The sequence below is a fragment of the Allobosea sp. 05T439 genome (assembly GCF_056396005.1).
Genome location: NZ_JBFTKP010000018.1, coordinates 109,125 through 126,232 on the forward strand (window position 1 = coordinate 109,125; position 17,108 = coordinate 126,232).

A 17,108-nucleotide genomic window follows, 5' to 3' on the forward strand; every position below is an offset into this window, starting at 1 on the left:
GTTCACCAAGCCTCATCGTCCTTGCCAGGTCGGCGCGCGCTTGGTGAGGAAGGCCTCGATACCCTCTCGGAAATCGGCGCTCATATAGCACATCAGGATGAGGTCGCTTTCCCTTGTGCGGTCGGATCTGGTGATCCGTCGCATCGCTTCCTTGGTCGCGCGCAGGGTCAGCGGTGCATGGCCAGCAATGGTCGTGGCCAATTCCTTTGCCCGCTCCATCAGCGCGGCATGGTCGGAGACGAGTTCAGTGTAGAGACCGATCCGGTGGCCCTCGTCGGCATCCATCAGCCGCGCGGTAAAGACGATGTCCTTGACCCGCGCCGGTCCGAGCAGGGTGGCGAGCCGCGCATAATTGTTCATGGACAGGCAATTGCCGAGCGTGCGCGCAACCGGGAAGCCGAAGCGGGCGTTGCGCGTCGCAATCCGGAGATCGCAGGCGCAAGCGATGCCGGCGCCTCCGCCCGTTGCCGCTCCCGAGATCGCCGCGATGGTCGGAACCTGGCAACTTTCGATCTTCTGCAATGCACCGTCGATGCGTGCCTCATAGGTCAGCGCATCCTCCGGCTTGTCGAAGGCGCGGAACTGCGAGATGTCCGTTCCGGCGGCGAAGGCTTTCTCTCCCGCCCCGGTCAGAACCAGAACCTTGGGTGAGCCATGGCCCTTGAGATCGGAGCAGATCTCGGCGACACGGTCATACATCGCAAATGTCAGCGCGTTGCGCGCCTGCGGCCGGTTGAGCGTAATCCAGCCGATCCCGCTGTCGACCTCATAGCAGATCTCGTCACTCATCGATTCCTGCTCTCCTTCCTGCAGCCGGCATCAGGGGAACCGCTGTCGCCGGCGCCCGGCTGGAGCGCGGCGTCGGACCGGCGTGCGCCGGAACCTGTGTCGGACATCGTTTCAAGCTCAGTCCCTCAGGGCCTGGACCACGAAGGAGAAGCCGCCGAGCGCAACGACGCCGTCGAGCAGCAGCGTGTGGACCTTGAGCGGTATGCGGGCGAGCAGTGCTCTGGCGAGCCAAGCGCCCGGAAACATGCAAAGCCCGATCACCGCACCGAGCCAGACCTGCGCGCTGGTCAGGACTGCTGCCTGCCCGAAGACCAGTGTCTTGGTGAGATGCATGGTGAGACCGACGATCGCATCGGTCGCGACCAGCGCTGCACCKCCAAGCCCGGCGCCGAGCAGGATMGGGATCATCAGCAATCCGCCGCCGATCGTCGTGCCCGAGAGAAAGCCGAAGAATGCTGACGCGACGAGAACGCCGGTCGGCCCGATCTCGAAGCGCCGGCCGGCGAACAGGCGCTTGAGCACCACGATCGCGATCAGGAAGATCCCGAGCACCAGCCCGATCGCCGCCTCGTCGAGTCGGGTATAGAGCACCGCTCCGGCAAGGCAGCCGGGGATCGCCGCCGACAGGATGCGCCTCGTGACGGGCCAGTCGATCAGTGTCCGGAAGGCGCCGACGCGCGCGACATGACTGAGCAGCATCGCAACGCTGATCGTCTGCACCACGGAGGCGACGCCGATGATCGGGGCCAGCACCAGCGACAGCACGATCGCGCCGCCCGAGCCGGTGAGCGCACTCAGCAGCGATCCGACCAGGGCGGCTGTGCCGACGGCGAGCGCCGTCACAACCTGCACGGCCGATCCGAGCAAGGCCGGGTCGGCCACGAGGCTCATGGCAGATAGGCCCCGCCATTCACATGCATGGTCTGGCCGGTGAGATAGCGCCCGTTCGGCCCGGCAAGATAGCGCACCATCGCCGCGACCTCCTGCGGCCGGCCGCGGCGTCCGACCAAGGTGGTGCGGTGTTTGTGATGGTCCGGCTCGGCGGCGGAGTGGCCGCCGCGCACCGTATCGATCAGGCCGGGGGAGACGAGGTTGACGGTGATCCCGCGCTCGGCCAGCTCCTGCGCCAGCGCTTTGGTGAGACCGTCGAGTCCGGCCTTGGCGGTGACGACATGGGCGCGTTGCTTCGCGCCGGTATAGGCTGTCAGTCCGCCGATGTTGATGACGGCGCCTGCGCCGCTCGCGGTCAGCGCGTCCAGCGCCGCCTGCGAGCACAGGAACGGGCCGTCGAGCGTGACGCCCAGCACCTGATGCCATTGCGCCAAGGTCATCGCATCGAAGGCCACTTCGCCACGGATCGCGGCATTGTTGACGAGGATGTCGATCCGGCCGAAGCGCTTGAGCGTGGCCTCGACGGCGGCGCGGACCGAGCCAGGGTTGGTGACATCGGCCAACTGCCAGGCGGCACGACCACCCTCGGCCTCGACTGCGGCGACCATTTCGCCAAGCCCTGTCTCGTCCGAGAGCGCCACGCCCATCACCGCTGCCCCACCGGCGGCGAGTTCGAGCGCGATGGCGCGCCCGATATTGCGGGCTGCTCCCGTGACCAGCGCAACCTTGCCGTCGAGTTCAGTCATCGCTCAGCCCCGTGCCGCCGAGAGGTCGACGCTGCCGCCGGCGACGAGCGTGTCGAGCGCGGCGGCCATCTGCTCAGAGCGCTCGCGCGCCCAGCTCCCGAAGGCGGCGTTGTCGTGGAATTTCTGCAGGATATCGCCTGCGGAAAGAGGTTCATGCGCCCCGCCGCGCATGTGCGGCTGACGCAGCTCGCGTAGCGAGCCATCCGTGAGGGTGGCCCTGATATGGCCGCTGAAATTGCGCGGATACGCGTCTTCTGGATTGACGACATAGGACACCTTGGCGGCCAGCGCCCGCACGCTCGCCTCCGCCACGCGCTCCTCGGTGAATTGCCCAAGCCCGGCGCCGCCATCGATGAAACCGACGGCGACGCAATAGGGCGTCGAGAATTTTGCCGCATAGGCGTTGGGCGGCGCCTGTTTCAGCGCCAGTGGTTCCCAGAGCCGGTGCACCGTGCCTTCGCCGACCTCGCATTCGAGGCTGACGATGTCCTGCGCCTTGATACCCTGCTGCGCCAGTGCGATGGCGCAGTCGACGAAGGGCTGGGTCATCGTTCCGCAGGCATAGGGCTTGAAGGCGAGTGTCTCGAGCACCCAGCTCTCGCCCAACCCGTCGAGGAGCGGCGTGAAATCCGGTGCCTTCGACGGAGCGAAGGCGCGGTAGAAACCGTGATGGCCCTCGATCACGGTTGCGGGTCCGAGGAAGCCGGCCTCGGCCAGCAGGGCGGCCCGGATGCCGGCCTGCGCTGCCGCACCGGCATGGAGCCGCTTGGTCCAGCTGCCGTCGGCGAGATATTCGATGATGCCGGAGGCCAGGCTGCCGGCGACGCCGATGGCATGCGCGATCAGCTTCGGGGGCAGGCCGAGGGCGCTCGCCACCGCGGCGGCAGCTGCGGGAGCGCCGATCACCGCGGTCGGGTGAAAACAGGCCTTGTGAATCGCTTGCGGCGTCACCAGGCTCATTCGGCACATCAGCTCGGTGCCGACTGCAACACCGCGCAGCACGGCTTCGCCCGACAACCCGCGATGCTCCGCCGCCGCCAGCACGGCCGGCACGATCACGGCGCCGGCGTGGATCGGCCCGCCCTCGAATGTATCGTCAAAATCCTCGCCATGCGCCGCGGTGCCGTTGACCAGCGCGGCGTCATAGGGGCCCAGGCCCGATGCATGGCCGATCGCGGTTGCCTTGCCCGACGACGCGGTCGAGGCCAGGGCGGCGCGGACATAGTCGGTGCCACGCGCCGCGACGCAAAGCCCGGCGACGTCGAGCAGCAGCAGGCGGACGGTCTCCCGCGCCTTGGGGCTCACCCTCGCATGGGCGGCGAAGCTGGCGAGCCGCAGCGCGACCGGCTCATCGGCGATCGAAGTCTGGTGGTTCACGCGTGCGCATCCTTGAGCTTGGCATTGCGCGCGTCACGGAATTCGCGGACGAGCGAGAGGGTGACGAAGACGGTCGATGCCAGCAGCAGGCCGACCGCGATCGGGTCTTCGAGGAAGATCGAATGGTCACCGCCGGAGAGCAGCAGCGAGCGGCGATAGCTCGACTCGACCATGTGACCGAGCACGACGCCGAGGATCAGCGGCAGGAACGGATACCCGGCGCGGCGCATCAGGTAGCCGACGAGGCCCATGCCGAGCGCGATGCCGAGATCGGCAAGCGAGGTGTTGAGCGTGTAGATGCCCGACAGGATCAAGGCGAGGATGAAGCCGGCGAGATAGGCGCGGGGCCGGTTCACCAGCCAGACGCAGACGGGCAGCAGCAGGATGCCGACGACGATCTGTGCCAGGGTCGCGATGAACGAACCGAGATAGAGCCCGACCACGACATCGGCATTCTGCTCGAACAGGCGTGGCCCGGGCAGCAGCCCGTGGATCAGCAGGCCGCCGAGCAGCACCGCAGTCGAGTTCGAGCTCGGAATGCCGAAAGAGAGAAGCGGGATCAACGCGGTGCTGGCCACCGTGTTGTTGGCGGTCTCGGGCGCAGCGACGCCCTCCTCCGATCCCTTGCCGAATTTCTCCGGCTCCTTCGACCAGCGCCTGGCCTCGTTATAGGACAGGAAGGCCGCAATCGAACCGCCGCCACCCGGGGTCAGCCCCTCGAATGTGCCGAGCAGGCAGCCGATGAACTGCGAGCGCTTGAGCCTGTTCATCATGCTCAAGCTGGGCAGGCGGACCTTGACCTGTTCACGCAGGCCGCCAATGTCTCGCGAGCCGGACTGCATCATCAACTCGCTGACCGCGAAGATGCCGATCATGATCAGGACGGGTTCGACGCCTCCGAGCAGCTCCGGGCTACCGAAGGTGAAGCGCGTCACGCCCGAGATCGGGTCGGTGCCGATGGTCGAGATCATCAGCCCGACGACTGCCGCGGCGAGACCCTTGAGCAGCGAGCCGTTGGTCATGGAGGCGATGACGCTGAGGCCGAGAATGCCGAGCGCGAAATAGGAGGTTGGCCTGAAGGCGAGTGCGACCCAGGAGAGCGGCTCGGTCAGCATGATCAGCATGACCAGGCCGAACAGGCTGCCGATGACGCCCGACCAGAGCGAGATGCCCAGCGCCTCGCCGGCCCGGCCCTGCTTCTTCATCTCGTAGCCGTCGATCACGGTCGCGGCGGCCGAGTTGGTGCCGGGTGTGCGGATCAGGATGGCCGGGATCGAGCCGCCATATTCGGCGCCGATATAGGTGCAGGCCAGCATCACGATCGCCTGCACCGGCGCCATGCCGTAGGTGAAGGGCAGCAGCAGGGCCATGGTGATCGAGGCCGAGATACCGGGCAGCGATCCGCCGATGATGCCCCAGATGAGGCCGACGATCGAGAACAGGATGATCGGCGAGCCGAACAGGAGGTCGAATGCGATTCCGAGCGAATGCATCATCGTCCCCTTAGAAGAACCAGCCGGAGGGCTGATGCACGCCGAGCAGCTTGACGAAGATCGCCCAGTAGCCGACGGCCCCGCCCATCGCGATCAGCGCGGTTTTCCAGTTCGCCGCCGCGCCCTCGAAGAGAGCGATCGCGCCGATCAGGAGGGCAATGGCGGGCAGGTAGCCGATGATCGGCACGAGCACGACATAGGCCGCACCGAAGCCGAGGAAACCGAGCGCGCGCGGCAGCGGCGCGATCGGGTCGTCATCACCGGGTTGAGTGACGATCGCGGCTGGCTTCGGCGCCCGCGCCAGCGCGCCCTCGATGATGGCGCGGGCCACCAGGACCGCGCCGAACCCGGCCAGGGCGAAGGCGAGGATACGCGGCAATCCGCCCGCGCCGACATCGTCGGCGAGCGAACTCTCCGCGATGTCGCTGATGCCGAGGTAGTACAGGATCGCGATGGCGAGCACGATGAGCCCGCCTGCCAGATCCTTCTGAGCTGTTCGCCCGCTCATGCTACGGTCTTTCCCGACGGGTTGCGCACATGGTCGCTGGAGCGCGGCGTCACTTCAGGACGCCGTTCTCCCTCAGGAAGGCTTCGGTGACGGTGCCGAAGTTCTGGACGAAGCCCTGGTACTGGTCGTGGGGTATGAAGTTCGCGACCAGGCTCTCGGTTCTGTAGACCTTCTGATACTCGGGATCGGCCAGGATCTTCGGCACGGCCTCGTCCCAGATCTTGGTGATCGCCGGCGGCAGCCCTTTGGGGCCGGCAAGGCCACGGAATTTGTCGAGCGCGATCGCGTAGCCGGATTCCTTCACCGTCGGGACGTTGGGGAAGGCTTCCATACGCCTGGCATCGAAGGTCGCGAGCAGCCGGATCTTGCCGGCCTCGAGTTGCGGACGAATCTCCGGGATCTCGCCGATGCCGATATCGAGCGTGCCGTTGAGCACGTTGATCATCAGGTCGCCGCCACCCTCATGCGAGACCACGGCGGGGGACACGCCTGCCGCCTTCTTGAGCTGCTCGGCCGCCTGGCGCTCCAGCGAGGCCGGATTGGCCGCGCCCCAACGCCCACGCGAGCTCTGCGCCTTGTCGATCACGTCCTTGAGGGTTTTGTAGGGGCCGTCGGCGCKGGTGTAGATCACCTCCGAGTCGGTGAAGAAGTTCGCCAGCGGCTCGACGTCCTTGTAGCCGTGCTGTGTCTTCGAGAGCAGCGAGGTGTAGATGTAGGTCGGCGTCGTCGCGTAGAAGACGCTGCCATCGGCGGGCGCCGTCGCCAGCCGCGAGACGGCGCGGGCTCCGCTGCCACCCTGCACGTTCTCGATGATGAAGGTCGCCTTGATGTATTTCGGCAGGTGCTTGGCCATCTCGCGCAAGAAGACGTCGCTGCCGCCCCCCGGACTCGAATGGGTGACGAGCGTGACCACCTTATGCGGGTAATCGACCGGCGCTTGCGCGGCGGCGCCGCCTGCCGACCAGGCCGAGAGGCTGGTGGCGACGGCTGTGGCGATGGCCAGATGTCGCATGGTTTCTCTCCCTGAGATCGATGAATGGGCCTCCCTGCTTCGGAGAGGCCTCGTTCGATTGGCGCGGCGGCGCGGCTTCTCCGCGCCAGGCCGTCTTACTGCGCGGCGTTGCGCAGCGGCCGGACTGCCGGCGTGGTGTCGAAGACGAGCTGCTCGACGAGCATCTCGATCCGCGGCAGGGCGTCGACGCCCCAGGCCAGATCGAGCAGCCTGTCCTGGGCGGCGTCGGTGATCGCGCCCTCGGCACACATCCGGAACTTGGCTTCGAGATCGGCGTCGCTGATCGGGTTGTCCGGGCCGCCGCGATAGCGCTCGTCGGCCCATTGCACGAGGGTCCGGCCGTCCTTGGTCTCGACCTCGATGCGCGAGCGGATCTTGTCATAGCCGCGCGCATCGATTTCGGGGTCGTTGAGGATTTCGGTGCGCTTCTGCATGTCCTGCATCGCCGGCGAGGCCACGAACGCGTCGTTGAACTCGTGATGGCTGGCGCGGCGACAGAGCGCGATCATCGAGAGCAGCGCGGGCATCGAGAACTTGGCCTGGAGGTGGTTCTGCGCCAGCGGATAGCGGATCGGCTCGAGGATGTTCCTGCCGGCAAAGAAGCGGATGCGCTCGACCTGCTCGGGTTTGAGGTCATGCGCGAGCACCAACGCCAGCATCGCGTCCATCGATTGGTGGGTCAGGATGCCGGACGGGTAGGGCTTGATGCTGATGCCGGGCTCAGCGATCGTCAGCGTCTCGCCGAAGCCCTGCGGCAGCTTCTCTTCCGAAAGTCCCTCGCCCATCACCTGGAAGAAGCCCCAGGTGCCGTCGAGGGCCGCCGGGTCGGCGGTGAAGCCGCGTGCCGCGAGAAGGGCCGCGGTGACGCCGTTTTCCGAAGCGCGACCGACATGAAGCGGCTTGGTCATCGTGCCGAAATTGCAGCGGATGCCGGCAGCGAAACTCGCTGCGATGCCGAGGGCATGCGCCACCTCAGCGCCCTTGAGACCGAGCAGCTTCGCGGCGGCGGCGGCGGCGCCGAAGGTGCCGACCGTGCCGCTGCTGTGATGGCCACGACGATAATGGCGCGGCGTCATCCATTCCGAGATCTTGCATTCGACCTCGAACCCCGTCTGGAAGGCGAGCATGAGGCGCTTGCCGTCAACGCCGCCAAGGCGTTGCGCCAGCACAAGCGCGGCGGTCAGCGGCGGCACCGAGGGGTGGGTCAGCAGGCCGTAGACATGGCGCGGGTCGTTCGAAACCTGGGTGTCGTCCCAGTCGTGAGCATGGCCGGCAGTGCCGAGCACGCGCGCCGCCAGCGCCGCGGGAACGCGGGTATGGCCATGGCCGATCAGCAGCGCCTCGGCCTTGCCGCCGGTTTCCGCCGCATCGGCCGCCAGCATGCGCACCGAGTCCTCAAGTCCACCGGCCAGGTAGAGGCCAAGCGTATCGATGATGCAGCGCCGGCCGATCCGCAGCGCCTCAGCTGGCAGGCCGTCGTAGCTCGCCCTCTCGATGAACGCGACAGCGGAGGCAGTAACGTGGTTGAGCTCGGTCATGGCGTATCCGGCTTTCTCTTGAACGAAGATCGTCAGCTGGTCAGACGCGTGGGCTGCGCCTCGGTCTTCCGGTAGGCGGCGAGCAGGCGCGCCTTGGCGCGGGCGACATGGTCGGAATGGGCGCGCTGGGCACGCTCGGGATCGCGGGCGGCGATCGCCTCGACCATCTCGCGATGCTCCGAGTTGGAAACCTCCAGGCCGCCGCCCTGCACCAGGCTGCGGGCACGAAACAGGTGCAGCTTCTTGACCAGCCCGCGATATTGTGCGGCGAGCGTGCCATTGCCGCAGGCATCGATGATGAATTCGTGGAAGGCGAGGTTGAGCGGGTAGTAGCGGTCGAAGTCGCGGTGGCGCGCGGCTGCTTCCATCTGCTCGAGATAATCCCTCAACCGCGCCACCTCCGCCTCGCTGACCCGCTCGGCCAGGAGCTTGCCGGCAAGACCGAACAGCACCGTGCGCACGTCGTAGATCTCGATGGCCTCCTCGACCGCCGGCTGGCGGATGAAGACGCCGCGATTGGGGATCAGCTCGACCAGGCCGAGCCCTTCAAGGGCCCGCAGCGCCTCACGCACCGGGCCGCGGCTGGTGCCGAAGCGGATAGCCAGATGGTTTTCGTTGACCCGCTTCCCCGGCGGAATCTCGCCGGCAAGGATCGCCCTCTCGATTTCGCGTTCGAGCACGCCCGAAAGCGAGCGGGTCCTCAGAATGGTCAGGGCATCGTCTGGAATGGTCATAGGTTCTGATATCAGCGTCTACAGAAAACTGTCAACAGTTTGCAATTCTCGAGTTACCATGCTCTCATGAGGTGGTCGCGCGTCCCGGGGAGGGAACAGATCGGCGCAGATCCACGCCTCCCGAGACCGATATCGGGACTTGGGCTTAAGGCTTGGATCTGCCGCCTGCCGCCTAGGCGCGGAGATCCGGTCGGCCCACTGCACAACCGTTCAAGTGCAGCTCAGGGTTGATCGTAGAATGCTTATTGTTGACAATCCTGAGGATTGGCCCTTAGCTCGTATCAAAATTGGGATAGCGGAGCAGGCGTACCCGCTCGCCGCCGATCCAGAAAAACGAAGCCCGGACCCCGGATGTCCAGGCGATATCGCGTCTGGGAGGATGCATTGGCGTTTCTGGAACTTGCCGATCTGACGATGCGGTACGGCGCGATGACGGTCGTCGATCGCGTCGATCTGAATGTCGAGAAGGGCAATCTCGTCTGCCTGCTCGGGCCGTCGGGTTGCGGCAAGACGACCACCTTGCGCCTCATCGCCGGCTTCATCACGCCCAAGGGTGGCGAGATCCATGTCGGCGGGCGCACGATCTCGTCGGCCGGCTGGAGCGAACCGCCGGAGCGGCGGGGCATGTCGATGATCTTCCAGAGCTACGCGCTCTGGCCGCACATGACCGTTCGCGAGAATATCGGCTATGGGCTGTCCCTCCGGAAGATGCAGGCGGCCGAGATCGCGCGGCTCGTCGACAAGATCCTCGACGTCACGCGGTTGAAGCCGCTGGCCGAGCGCTATCCGGGAGAGCTGTCCGGAGGGCAGCAGCAACGCGTTTCGCTGGCACGCGCGCTCGTCGTCGAGCCCGAGATCCTGCTGCTCGACGAGCCGCTCTCCAATCTCGACGCCAACCTGCGCGAGGAGATGCGCTTCGAGATCCGCCGGCTCCACGACGCCTATCGCTACACCACCGTCTATGTGACGCACGACCAGGCCGAGGCGATGACCACGGCCGATCTCATCGTGGTGATGAACCAGGGCCGGATCGAGCAGGCGGGCAGCCCGGAAGAGATCTATGAGCGGCCGCAATCGGAATTCGTGGCGCGCTTCCTCGGCGGCACCAACATCCTGAAGGGCCGGTGGCTCGATGCCGATACGGTCGAGTGCGGCCCGCTGAAGCTTCGCTGCGGCACCGGCGATTTCTCGGCCGGCGGCGATGGCGTCGTCTCGGTGCGCCATCATGACATCGTGCTGGACGCCAAGCCGCAGGGCGACGGGCCGAACCGGGCGCAGGGCACGGTCCTGCGCCAGGTCTATCTCGGCTCGCATCGCGACTACCTGATCGAACTTCCCGGCGGCGCGCAGATCCGCACGGTTGCCGAACCGCACCTCGCCATCGACCGCGGCCAACCCGTCTGGCTGCACTTTCCACAGGAGCACTGCCGCGCTCTCGCCCGCTGAACCGGGGGCGCGAAAGCAATCTCGCCAACATCATAACAATGAGGAGGAACGAGAATGACACGCCCAATGTTCGACAGACGATCCGTGGTGGCCGGCCTTCTGCTCTCGACCGCTCTCGGAAGCATGCCCGCTTTGGCGCAGGCTCCGGCCCCCTATCAGGTCACGCCGGAGCTTATCGAGGCGGCGAAGAAAGAAGGCACGGTCACCTTCTACACCGCGACCGACGTGGCGGTCTCGGAAAAGGTCGGCAATGCGTTTGAGGCGAAATATCCCGGCATCAAGGTGAAGGTCGAGCGTTCCGGTTCCGAGCGGGTGTTCCAGCGCCTCAGCCAGGAATATGGCAGCTCCATCCATAATGCCGACGTCGTCGAAACCTCCGACGCGGTGCATTTCGTCCTGTTCAAGCGCAATGGCTGGCTGGCCCAGGCCGTGCCGGCCGAGGTCGCGAAGGACTGGCCGAAGGAGGCCAAGGATGCCGACGGCTATTATGCGGCCTATCGCGCGCATCTCTCGGTCATCGGTTACAACAGCAAGCAGGTGAAGGCGGAGGATGCGCCCAAGAGCCATGCCGACCTGCTCGATCCGAAATGGCGCGGCCGCATCGTCAAGGCCCATCCCGGCTATTCCGGCACGGTGATGACCGGCACGGACGTCCTCAGTCAGGCGCTCGGCTGGGAGTTCTTCGAGAAGCTCGGCAAGCAGCGCATCATGCAGGTCCAGTCATCGACAGAGCCGCCGAAGAAACTCGCCCAGGGCGAACGTTCGATCGAAGCCGACGGCAACGAATACAACATGTTMATGCTCAAGGAGTCCGGCGTTCCCGTCGAGATCGTCTATGCGACCGAGGGCACGCCGATCGCCATCGGTCATGGCGGGATACTGAAGAACGCGCCGCACCCCAATGCCGCGAAGCTGTTCTACTCCTTCCTCTTCGACCAGGAGACACAACAGCTCAACAGCGATTCCGGCGGGCTTCGCTCGTTCCACCCGCGCGTCAAGGAGAAGGAGACGCGTACGCCGCTTTCCAAGATCAAGCTGCTCTATTCCGACCCGCTGAAGCTCGAGCCGAATATCGAGATGATCAAGAAGAAATACGAAGAGTATTTCGGCACCTGATCCGTTCCGCGCGGACCCCACGGCGCGGATCTTCCGCGCCGTGCATCGCCCTTTGACGAGAGCTGCACCCGGCGCCGGCGCGTCGCGCGCTGGCGGCGCACGGAGATCCTCATGACAGCGATAACCGGGATCGTGTCCGGAGTTCCCATACGCCACGTCACCATCGACTGGTCGCGGCCGATCTTCGTGCTGCTCACGGTTATCCTTTCGGTGCTGGTCGTGCTGCCGCTCGCATGGCTCGGCTACTACGCCGTGACCGATCAGTCCGGCAGCCTCAGCCTGGCGAATTTCAGGGCTCTGGTCAGCGATGCGACGCTGCGCCGGCCGTTCATCGTGGCGATCACCATGGCGCTCAGCGTCGGTGTGCTGTCCTGCGCCATCGCGACGCCACTCGCCTGGATCGTGGCCCGCACCGACATGCCGGGACGCACGCTCGTGCGCGGGCTCGTCATGGCCTCCTTCGTGACCCCGCCCTTCCTCGGCGCCATCGCCTGGGAGATCCTGGCCGCGCCCAATAGCGGCATCATCAATGCCGTCTATCGCTGGCTGTTCGACCTCGATCCATACGAGTACCTCGTCGACATCTACACCCTGTCCGGCCTCGTCTTCGCGATCGCGTGCTACACGTTTCCCTATGTCTTCACCTTGGTGACGAACGCGCTCGAACGCGTTCCGACCGAACTCGAGGAGGCATCCGCCATCCTCGGCGGTGGCCTGTGGACGACCTTGCGCAAGGTGACGGTGCCCCTCGTCCTGCCGGCCATGCTCGCAGGCTCGCTGATCGCGGTGCTGCAGGCGCTGACCATGTTCGGCTCGCCTGCCATCCTCGCCCTACCGGCGAATTTCCACGTCATCACCACCAAGATCTGGAGCCTGTTCCAGTACCCGCCCAAGCCCGGGCTCGCTGCGGCGGCGGCGTTGCCGCTGCTCCTCGTCACCATCCTGCTGCTCTGGACGCAGCGGCGCATCCTTGGCCGGCGCGGATACACCACGGTCGGCGGCAAGAGCGGCAGCGCGCGCATCACGGTGCTCGGGCGCTGGAAATGGCTGGCGCTCGGCTTCACCTTCCTTATCCTGTCGCTGACGGTGCTGATGCCCTATGCCGCGCTGGTGAAGACCGCGCTCACCCGCACGGTGGCGGAGCCGCTGACCTTCGAGAGCTTCACGCTCCACCATATCTGGTTCGTGTTCTTCGAGTTCTCGGCGACACAACTTGCGCTGCGCAACACGTTCCTGCTCGGCTTCCTCACCGCGACCATCGGCACGGCGATCGCGCTCGTCGTGGCCTATCTCGTCACGCGCGGCAGTTCGCGCGGGGCTCCGCTGCTCGGCTATCTCGCTACCGCGCCGGTCGCGATCCCCGGCATCGTCCTCGGCGTCGGCCTCTTCCTCAGCTATTCCAGCCCGATATTGCCGCTCTACGGCACGCTCTGGATCCTGCTGATCGCTTTCCTGACCATCGAGATGCCTGCGGGCTACCAGCAACTCTCGTCCGCCTTCAAGAGCGTGCATGTCGAGCTCGAGGAGGCGGGGCGCATCCTCGGCGCGACGCGGATGACGACCCTGCGCACCATCACCGCGCCGTTGTTGCGCTCAAACGTCGTGGCGGCATGGTGCTTCGTGTTCATCGGCACGATCCGCGAGCTTTCGGCGACGATCCTGCTGACCACCGCCGACACCAAGCTCGTATCGGTCATCATCTACGACCTCAACGAATCCGGCGATCTCGGCGCGATCTCGGTGCTCGGGATCATGCTGCTGATCGTCTCGTTCGCGGTCGTGTTCCTCGCCAACCGCCTGCCGCTCCTGGGCGGCGCGAAGGTCGCGCCGGTCCGCGGCTGATCAGGCGTCCGGGTAATGGCCGAGCGGGCCGAACAAGGCGGTGCGACTGATCAGGACATGCTCCTCCAGTGCAGCCTCGGCACCGGCGGGGTCGCGTGCCGCGATCCGTTCGAGGATCGCGCGGTGCTCGTCATTCGAGGTCGTCATCCGGCCGGGCATATCGAGGGTGCGGCGGCGCAGGAGGTGCATCTCGCGGTGGATGGCGGCGCATTCGGCTGCGAGGCGGCCATTGCCGCCGAATTCGACGATGGCTTCGTGGAAGCGCAGATTGCCGGGATAGAAGCTGTTGAGGTCGCCGGCTGCCATCGCGGCGTCCATCTCCGCGACATAGCCGGAGAGGATGGCCACCTGCTCGTCCGTGACGATGGGCGCCAGCAACCTGCCTGCCAAACCGTAGAGCGCCGCCCGTATTTCGTAGAGCTCGGCCGCCTCGCGCCCGTCGAGCGCGCGGATGAACACGCCACGGTTGACCACGACGTTCACCAGCCCGCTCTGCTCGAGTCCCCGGCATGCCTCGCGGATCGGCCCCCGGCTGACACCCAGCCTGGCGGCGAGCGCGTTCTCGTTGAGGCGCTCGCCGGCACTCAGTTCGCCCCGTTCGATCATCTGCTCCAACTCGTGGCGGATGATCGAGGTCAGGGACTGGTTGCGGCGAAGCTGCAGGGCGGAATCGATATCGAGGCTCATGCACTGGGTTCCGTGTGATTGGCCCAATCTATCAGTCGGAGCCGGGCAACGCCATTGGATCTTAAACTGTTGACAATCGGCAAAAGACAATTAGAGGCTGATGGCTAGCCTGGAGGACGCCATGAAGACGCCCGATAACCTTTCGCCCGCGGATAACGGTCTGACGCGCTATGTGGCGTCCTTCATCTGCGATGCGTCGCCGGCGGATCTGCCCGGCGATGTCGTCGCACTCGGCAAGAAATCGATCCTCGACGGGCTCGGGCTGGCGTTGTCGGGCTCGGTCGCCCATAGCGGCAACTATGTGCGCCGCCATCTCGCCGATCTGAACCTGGCGAGCGGACCGGCCACGGTCATCGGCTCGCGGCTGAAGGTCGCGCCGCGCTTCGCGGCCTTCGCCAACGGCGTCGGCATTCACGCCGACGACTATGACGATACCCAGCTTGCCGTGGCCAAGGACCGGGTCTACGGGCTCCTCACCCATCCGACCGCACCTGCGCTGCCGGCGGCGCTTGCCATGGGCGAGGCGAAGGGTGCCAGCGGGCGCGATGTGATGCTCGCCTACCATCTTGGCGTCGAGGTGGAGTGCAAGATCGCCGAGGCGATCAACCCGCGACATTACCAGACCGGTTTCCACGCCACGGCCACCTGCGGCACCTTCGCGGCTGCGGCGGCCAGCGCCAGGCTGATGGGGCTCGACCTCGACCAGACCCTGCGCGCGCTGTCGATCGCCGGCAGTCAGTCGGCCGGACTGCGCGAGAATTTCGGCACGATGACCAAGCCCTTCCATGCCGGGCGCTCGTCGGAGAGCGGCGTCGCGGCGGCTCAGTTCGCCGAATATGGCTGGAGCGCCACGGACAAGATCCTGGAGGCGCCGCGCGGCTTCTTCCGGGCTGCCGGCGGCGGCTATGACGAGGGCGCCATCCTGAACCAGCTCGGGGCGCCCTGGACCTTTGCGGCGCCCGGCATCTCGATCAAGCCGCATCCTTCAGGCTCGCTGACCCATCCGGGTATGACCGAGATGCTGCGTCTCATCCGCGAGAACCGGATCACCGCGGACGCGGTGGAGCGGGTCCGCGTCGGCACCAACCACAACATGCCCAACGCGCTGATCCACCATCGGCCGACCAACGAGCTCCAGGCCAAGTTCTCGATGGAGTTCTGCATGGCGATCCTCCTGATCGAGGGTAAGGCCGGCCTTGCGGAATTCACCGACGCGGTGGTGAACCGCGCCGACGTCAAGGCGATGATCGAGCGGGTCGATTTCGTGGTGGACGATGAGGCTGAGGCCGCCGGTTACGACAAGATGACGACCCTCATCGCCATTACGCTGAAAGATGGCCGGACCATCTCGGGCCGAGCCGATTTCGGCAAGGGAAGTCCGGCCAACCCGATGAGCTACGAGGAGGTCTCGGACAAGTTCCGCGAGACCGCGGGCTTCGCCAGTCTCGGCCGGGAACGGATCGAGGACGTGATCGCCATGGTGCGCGACCTGGACGCTCTGCCCTCGATCGAGCGCCTGATGGCGTCTTTGCGGCTCTGACCATGGCGAAGCTCACCATCGGCGTCCTCAACGGGGACGATATCGGCCACGAGATCGTCCCGGCTGCGGTCGAGGTGACGCGCGCAGCGGCCGCCCGGCACGGACTCGCCATCGACTGGCGGCCCATGCCTATCGGCCGCGCCGCGCTCGATAGCCACGGCACGACGCTGCCGGATGGCACGCTGGAGACGCTCGCCACCTTCGACGGCTTCATCCTCGGGCCGATCGGTCATCAGGCCTATCCGAAGGGGCCGGGCGCGATCAATCCGCATCCGATCCTGCGCAAACATTTCGACCTGTTCGCCAATGTCCGCCCGACGCGATCCTACCCCGACATCGGCTGCATCTATGACGATGTCGACCTCGTCATCGTGCGCGAGAACAACGAGGGCTTCCAGCCGGACCGCAATGTCGTGATGGGCTCGGGCGAGTTCCGGCCCAATGACGACCTGACAATCTCGGTGCGCGTCATCTCGCGCAGGGGCAGCCGCAAGGTCGCCCGTGCCGCGCTCGACATCGCCMGGTCGCGGCGCAAGCGCCTGACGCTCGTGCACAAGAACACGGTGTTCAAGCTCGGCTGMGGCATGTTCGTGGAGAGCTGCTACGAGGCGGCGAAGGATTATCCCGATGTCACGATCGACGAGGTGATCGTCGATACCTTCGCAATGCGCCTGGTGCGCGATCCGCAGAGCTTCGACACTGTGGTGACGACGAACATGTTCGGCGACATCCTGACCGATGAAGCCGCGGGGCTGGTCGGCGGGCTCGGCATGGCGCCCGGCCTGTGCATCGGCGAGGGCGGCCTCGCCATGGCGCAGGCGACGCATGGTTCGGCGCCCGACATTGCCGGCAAGGGCGTAGCCAATCCCTATGCAATGATCGAGTCGACTCGGATGCTGATCGAGCATCTCGGCCGGGTCCGATCCCTGCCGCAGGCGGTGGAGGCCGCACGCACGATGGAAGCGGCGATCCGCTCCGCGCTCTCGGGGCCCGAGACGCGCACGCGCGACATCCGCGGCACCACCGGCACCCGTGGCATGACCGAGGCGATCACCAGGGCGATCGGTTAGATGTGGAGCGTCAACAGGTTGTCCTCGTCGAGAGCGAGTCTGCTGATGGGGGTATTGGCCTGGATCCCGCCGTGGGGGCGATGCCAGTTGTAATGATGGAGCCAGCGCGGCAGCTCTTCGGCTCTGCGATCTGAGTGGGGATAGGGTCTGGCATAGGCCCATTCGCGGAGCGCCGTCTGGATGAAGCGTTCGGCCTTGCCGTTGGTCCTGGGGGTGTAGGGCCTGGTCCTGATCTGGCGCAGGCCGAGCTCGCGGCAGGCGTGGCGGAAGGCATGGGCTTTGTAGCAGGGGCCGTTGTCGGTCATGACGCGCGCGACGG

At 66.1% G+C, this 17,108-nt stretch carries 16 protein-coding genes; 5 read left to right on the forward strand and 11 right to left on the reverse strand.

What is annotated here, in order from left to right:
• Window positions 1–12: 12 nt before the first annotated feature.
• From AC1DIO_RS20990 to AC1DIO_RS21030, 9 genes are all read right to left on the reverse strand, one after another.
• A complete protein-coding gene (locus AC1DIO_RS20990; protein ID WP_441505614.1) occupies window positions 13–789 on the reverse strand; it encodes an enoyl-CoA hydratase/isomerase family protein in 777 nt (258 codons plus the stop codon).
• A gap of 117 nt (window positions 790–906) precedes the next feature.
• On the reverse strand, window positions 907–1,680 hold the full coding sequence (locus tag AC1DIO_RS20995) for a sulfite exporter TauE/SafE family protein (RefSeq protein WP_441505613.1): 774 nt from the start codon (window positions 1,678–1,680) through the stop codon (window positions 907–909).
• Window positions 1,677–2,426 (reverse strand): SDR family NAD(P)-dependent oxidoreductase, encoded by a 750-nt coding sequence (locus tag AC1DIO_RS21000; protein WP_441505612.1) that lies wholly within the window; start codon window positions 2,424–2,426, stop codon window positions 1,677–1,679. Before AC1DIO_RS21000 ends, AC1DIO_RS20995 begins: the two co-directional genes overlap by 4 nt.
• A 3-nt stretch (window positions 2,427–2,429) precedes the next feature.
• On the reverse strand, window positions 2,430–3,803 hold the full coding sequence (locus AC1DIO_RS21005; RefSeq protein ID WP_441505611.1) for an MmgE/PrpD family protein: 1,374 nt from the start codon (window positions 3,801–3,803) through the stop codon (window positions 2,430–2,432).
• Window positions 3,800–5,296, reverse strand: a complete 1,497-nt coding sequence (locus AC1DIO_RS21010; RefSeq protein WP_441492162.1) for a tripartite tricarboxylate transporter permease — start codon at window positions 5,294–5,296, stop codon at window positions 3,800–3,802. The genes AC1DIO_RS21005 and AC1DIO_RS21010 overlap by 4 nt, the downstream gene beginning before the upstream one ends.
• Window positions 5,297–5,306: 10 nt before the next feature.
• Window positions 5,307–5,804, reverse strand: a complete 498-nt coding sequence (locus tag AC1DIO_RS21015; protein ID WP_441492161.1) for a tripartite tricarboxylate transporter TctB family protein — start codon at window positions 5,802–5,804, stop codon at window positions 5,307–5,309.
• Window positions 5,805–5,853: 49 nt separating this feature from the next.
• The gene (locus AC1DIO_RS21020; protein ID WP_476854031.1) at window positions 5,854–6,816 is read right to left on the reverse strand and encodes a tripartite tricarboxylate transporter substrate binding protein; all 963 of its coding nucleotides are present in this window, start codon (window positions 6,814–6,816) and stop codon (window positions 5,854–5,856) included.
• A gap of 95 nt (window positions 6,817–6,911) precedes the next feature.
• A complete protein-coding gene (locus AC1DIO_RS21025; protein WP_441505609.1) occupies window positions 6,912–8,354 on the reverse strand; it encodes an MmgE/PrpD family protein in 1,443 nt (480 codons plus the stop codon).
• A 32-nt stretch (window positions 8,355–8,386) separates the two neighbouring features.
• Complete coding sequence (locus tag AC1DIO_RS21030) at window positions 8,387–9,088, reverse strand: FCD domain-containing protein (protein WP_441505608.1); 702 nt, start codon at window positions 9,086–9,088, stop codon at window positions 8,387–8,389.
• Window positions 9,089–9,439: 351 nt separating this feature from the next.
• On the opposite strand from AC1DIO_RS21030, the gene AC1DIO_RS21035 reads away from it, so the two are divergent.
• From AC1DIO_RS21035 to AC1DIO_RS21045, 3 genes are all read left to right on the forward strand, one after another.
• Window positions 9,440–10,534 carry an ABC transporter ATP-binding protein gene (locus AC1DIO_RS21035; RefSeq protein ID WP_441492158.1) on the forward strand — a complete coding sequence of 365 codons (1,095 nt, stop codon included), beginning with the start codon at window positions 9,440–9,442 and terminating at the stop codon, window positions 10,532–10,534.
• Window positions 10,535–10,588: 54 nt separating this feature from the next.
• Entirely contained in the window at window positions 10,589–11,650 is a 1,062-nt protein-coding gene (locus tag AC1DIO_RS21040; RefSeq protein WP_476854032.1) for an ABC transporter substrate-binding protein, read from the forward strand.
• A 111-nt stretch (window positions 11,651–11,761) separates the two neighbouring features.
• Entirely contained in the window at window positions 11,762–13,492 is a 1,731-nt protein-coding gene (locus AC1DIO_RS21045) for an ABC transporter permease (protein WP_476775277.1), read from the forward strand.
• Here the strand turns inward: AC1DIO_RS21045 and AC1DIO_RS21050 are convergent, their stop codons facing one another.
• Window positions 13,493–14,179 (reverse strand): FCD domain-containing protein, encoded by a 687-nt coding sequence (locus AC1DIO_RS21050; protein ID WP_441505606.1) that lies wholly within the window; start codon window positions 14,177–14,179, stop codon window positions 13,493–13,495. It abuts the gene before it with no gap.
• Between the two features lie 121 nt (window positions 14,180–14,300).
• On the opposite strand from AC1DIO_RS21050, the gene AC1DIO_RS21055 reads away from it, so the two are divergent.
• Both AC1DIO_RS21055 and AC1DIO_RS21060 read left to right on the forward strand, forming a co-directional pair.
• The gene (locus AC1DIO_RS21055; protein WP_441505605.1) at window positions 14,301–15,719 is read left to right on the forward strand and encodes an MmgE/PrpD family protein; all 1,419 of its coding nucleotides are present in this window, start codon (window positions 14,301–14,303) and stop codon (window positions 15,717–15,719) included.
• A 2-nt stretch (window positions 15,720–15,721) separates the two neighbouring features.
• Window positions 15,722–16,789, forward strand: a complete 1,068-nt coding sequence (locus AC1DIO_RS21060) for an isocitrate/isopropylmalate dehydrogenase family protein (protein WP_476854033.1) — start codon at window positions 15,722–15,724, stop codon at window positions 16,787–16,789.
• Here AC1DIO_RS21060 and AC1DIO_RS21065 read toward each other — a convergent pair.
• The coding region (locus AC1DIO_RS21065; RefSeq protein WP_476854034.1) for an integrase core domain-containing protein at window positions 16,786–17,108 on the reverse strand (323 nt) is incomplete at its 5' end. The genes AC1DIO_RS21060 and AC1DIO_RS21065 overlap by 4 nt on opposite strands.

Excerpts from the sequence above, each read along its gene's own strand:
- AC1DIO_RS21015 (WP_441492161.1), bottom strand. The coding sequence starts at position 5,804 with ATGAGCGGGCGAACAGCTCAGAAGGATCTGGCAGGCGGGCTCATCGTG.
- AC1DIO_RS21050 (WP_441505606.1), bottom strand. The coding sequence starts at position 14,179 with ATGAGCCTCGATATCGATTCCGCCCTGCAGCTTCGCCGCAACCAGTCC.
- AC1DIO_RS21000 (WP_441505612.1), bottom strand. The coding sequence starts at position 2,426 with ATGACTGAACTCGACGGCAAGGTTGCGCTGGTCACGGGAGCAGCCCGC.
- AC1DIO_RS21025 (WP_441505609.1), bottom strand. The coding sequence starts at position 8,354 with ATGACCGAGCTCAACCACGTTACTGCCTCCGCTGTCGCGTTCATCGAG.
- AC1DIO_RS21045 (WP_476775277.1), top strand. The coding sequence starts at position 11,762 with ATGACAGCGATAACCGGGATCGTGTCCGGAGTTCCCATACGCCACGTC.
- AC1DIO_RS21030 (WP_441505608.1), bottom strand. The coding sequence starts at position 9,088 with ATGACCATTCCAGACGATGCCCTGACCATTCTGAGGACCCGCTCGCTT.
- AC1DIO_RS21035 (WP_441492158.1), top strand. The coding sequence starts at position 9,440 with ATGTCCAGGCGATATCGCGTCTGGGAGGATGCATTGGCGTTTCTGGAA.
- AC1DIO_RS21055 (WP_441505605.1), top strand. The coding sequence starts at position 14,301 with ATGAAGACGCCCGATAACCTTTCGCCCGCGGATAACGGTCTGACGCGC.
- AC1DIO_RS21010 (WP_441492162.1), bottom strand. The coding sequence starts at position 5,296 with ATGCATTCGCTCGGAATCGCATTCGACCTCCTGTTCGGCTCGCCGATC.
- AC1DIO_RS20990 (WP_441505614.1), bottom strand. The coding sequence starts at position 789 with ATGAGTGACGAGATCTGCTATGAGGTCGACAGCGGGATCGGCTGGATT.